At 65.3% G+C, this 2,529-nt stretch carries 3 protein-coding genes; 1 reads left to right on the top strand and 2 read right to left on the bottom strand.

What is annotated here, in order from left to right; genetic code table 11:
* The first annotated feature begins 198 nt into the window (after positions 1–198).
* A complete protein-coding gene (locus AC1D00_RS36290; RefSeq protein WP_008141931.1) occupies positions 199–408 on the top strand; it encodes a cold-shock protein in 210 nt (69 codons plus the stop codon).
* 221 nt (positions 409–629) lie between these two features.
* Here AC1D00_RS36290 and AC1D00_RS36285 read toward each other — a convergent pair whose 3' ends face one another.
* Positions 630–1,931 (bottom strand): RsmB/NOP family class I SAM-dependent RNA methyltransferase, encoded by a 1,302-nt coding sequence (locus tag AC1D00_RS36285; RefSeq protein ID WP_477013981.1) that lies wholly within the window; start codon positions 1,929–1,931, stop codon positions 630–632.
* Positions 1,932–1,967: 36 nt separating this feature from the next.
* Entirely contained in the window at positions 1,968–2,390 is a 423-nt protein-coding gene (locus tag AC1D00_RS36280; RefSeq protein WP_404555612.1) for an MAPEG family protein, read from the bottom strand.
* Between the last annotated feature and the right edge of the window lie 139 nt (positions 2,391–2,529).

Here is a 2,529-nt window from a genome sequence, read left to right as displayed (position 1 = left end):
GCCTTGAAGTGGCCCAAAATTCTCGCTATATTGTGATCATCGATACTTGGCCGAACGACTGGGCCGTTTCGCCTCGTCTAAGACAGGCGCGCACGCTTCAGATGATTTCTCCAAAACATCGACTCATCAGGGCTATGGGCGCAGCGCTGCGTTCCGGTCCGCGTGCGTATYCTCTCTAACTAACTAAAGGAAATTCCCATGGCTATGGGCACCGTGAAGTGGTTCAACACCCAAAAGGGTTATGGTTTCATCCAGCCGGACGACGGCCAGAAGGACGTGTTCGTGCACATCAGCGCCGTCGAGCGCGCTGGCCTCTCCTCCCTCAACGAGGGTCAGAAGGTCTCGTTCGACATCGTCGCCGACCGCCGCAGCGGCAAGTCGTCGGCGGACAATCTCCGCGTCGGCTAACGCCCGCGCACCAGCGCTTCTGACCGCGGACGTACCGGCAGAACGCTAGAATTAGAAAGCCCCGCGACCGGGTTTCGGTCCGCGGGGCTATTTGTTTTGGGGTGCCACTGCCGTCATTCCGGGGCTCGCGTAGCGAGAGCCCGGAATCCATGGACCCGCAGAGACTGCCGCGCGATGGATTCCGGGCTCGCCCTGCGGGCGCCCCGGAATGACAGCGTTGATCAGGCCGTCTTCTTCAGCACCGAGACGAAGAACCCGTCCGTCCCTGTGCGGCGCGGCGTCATCAACCAGCCCTCGGGCGACTGCTGGGCGGCTTCCGCGAAGGCCTCCGCCTTGTCCCAGAGCACGCTAGCGGTCTGCTCCGGCGGCACCACCGCGAACTCGCCATGGCGGCCGATGAACGCCCTCACCTGCTCGCCGTTCTCTTCCGCCAGCACCGAGCAGGTGATGTAGGCGATGCGGCCACCTAGCTTCACCAGCGGCACGGCGCGCTCCAGCACCTCGGCCTGGTCGCGCAGGCGGATCTCCAGCGCGCCCGGCCGCATCCGCCATTTGGCGTCGGGGTTGCGGCGCCAAGTGCCGGTTCCCGTGCAGGGGGCGTCGATCACGACGAGGTCGGCCGTGGCACTGATGTCGGCCAGCGGATCGGCCTCGCCCTTGGGCGTGCGGACATCGGCATTGTGGACGCCGGCGCGCGACAGGCGTTCGTGAATGGGCGCAAGCTGCCGCTTGTCGCGGTCGGTGGCGATCAGCCGCCCCTTGCCCTGCATCATGGCGGCGAGCGCCAGCGTCTTGCCACCGGCGCCGGCGCAGAGATCGATCACCTGCTCGCCGGGTTTTGCCGCGGTGAATTGGGCTGCAAGCTGCGATCCCTCATCCTGCACTTCAACGGCGCCCTTGATGAAATCCTCCTCGGCCTGGATGCCGGGGTTGCGCGCGTCGGCGGAAAGCTCGATGCGGAGGCCCGTTGCGGACCACGGCGTCGGTTTCGCATGAAGATGAGCAAGCGCCTTTAGCACCTTGTCGCGGTTGGATTTTAGCGTGTTGACGCGCAAGTCCAGCGGCGCCCGGCTCGCCATCGCGGCCGCTTCCGCGGCGCGGTCCTCGCCGAACACTTTTGCAAGATGCGGATCGAGCCATTCGGGGTAGTCGCCTGCGATCGCGGCCGGTGCGTCCTTGAGGGAGCGATGGCTCAGCGCCGCCTCCTCGGCCTCCGTCAGCGGCGCCGGCGCAAACCGGCTGCCGTCGAACAAGGCGGCCATGGTGGCCGCATCCATGTTGCGCTCGAGGCGGAGCATGCCGATCAGCCTGGCACGCGCGGTGTCGGCGTCCATCAAAAAGGCACTCGAGGCATAGCGGCGCAGCACGTCCCAGACGAGGCCGGCAATCGCGGCGCGGTCGCCGGAGCCGGCGAAGCGGTGCGCGGTGCCCCACTCCTTCAGCGCCTTGGCCGCGGGCACGCGGTCCTTCTCGATGGTGTCGATCAGTTCGATGGCTGCGGACAGCCGGGCAGCGGGAGTCATTTCAAATCTTTCAGGTCAGGATCGGCGGATAAGCGCCTAGATCAGCAACAGCATCCTCAGCGCGAAGTAGATCCACATCGCGAGCAGCACCAGCACGCCGGCGAGCCAGATCGTCGAGCGGCGGCCGAGATCGTTCGAGGAGACGAACACGCCGGCATGGGCAAAGCGCGTCACCACGAACACCCAGGACATCAGCACGATGAAGAAATCGGCATGGCGCAACGGGAGCGCCAGCGCGATCAAGGCGTAGAACAGCACCGGCAGCTCGAACTGGTTGCGGTAGCAATTGGCGATTTGCGTGGTGCTCTTGGGCCAGTTCGGCTCGCCCAGCGCAACGTCGCGGATCTTGGTCTCGCCCGAGACCAGCGAGCGGCGGCGCGCCAGCGCCATGCCAATCAGGAGCGCGAAGGTGAGACCGACCTGCACGAAGACAGGCAGCAGGACCATTTGGGCAGACATCGGAACTTTCCCGTAAGGCGGAACACCGCGGACCGTCATTAGCCGCGACTGTTGGCGCTGACAATCAACGAGTTGAACCGGCGTTCCCGATCAGGCGACCAACGGGCGATAGTTAAAGCAATTTCGGCCCGTTCGGGCC

The sequence above is a fragment of the Bradyrhizobium sp. P2_E8 genome (assembly GCF_056403875.1).
Note: the sequence above shows the minus strand (reverse complement) of the source record. Positions and strands in the feature narration are given on the sequence as shown.

Excerpts from the sequence above, each read along its gene's own strand:
- AC1D00_RS36290 (WP_008141931.1), top strand. The coding sequence starts at position 199 with ATGGCTATGGGCACCGTGAAGTGGTTCAACACCCAAAAGGGTTATGGT.
- AC1D00_RS36285 (WP_477013981.1), bottom strand. The coding sequence starts at position 1,931 with ATGACTCCCGCTGCCCGGCTGTCCGCAGCCATCGAACTGATCGACACC.
- AC1D00_RS36280 (WP_404555612.1), bottom strand. The coding sequence starts at position 2,390 with ATGTCTGCCCAAATGGTCCTGCTGCCTGTCTTCGTGCAGGTCGGTCTC.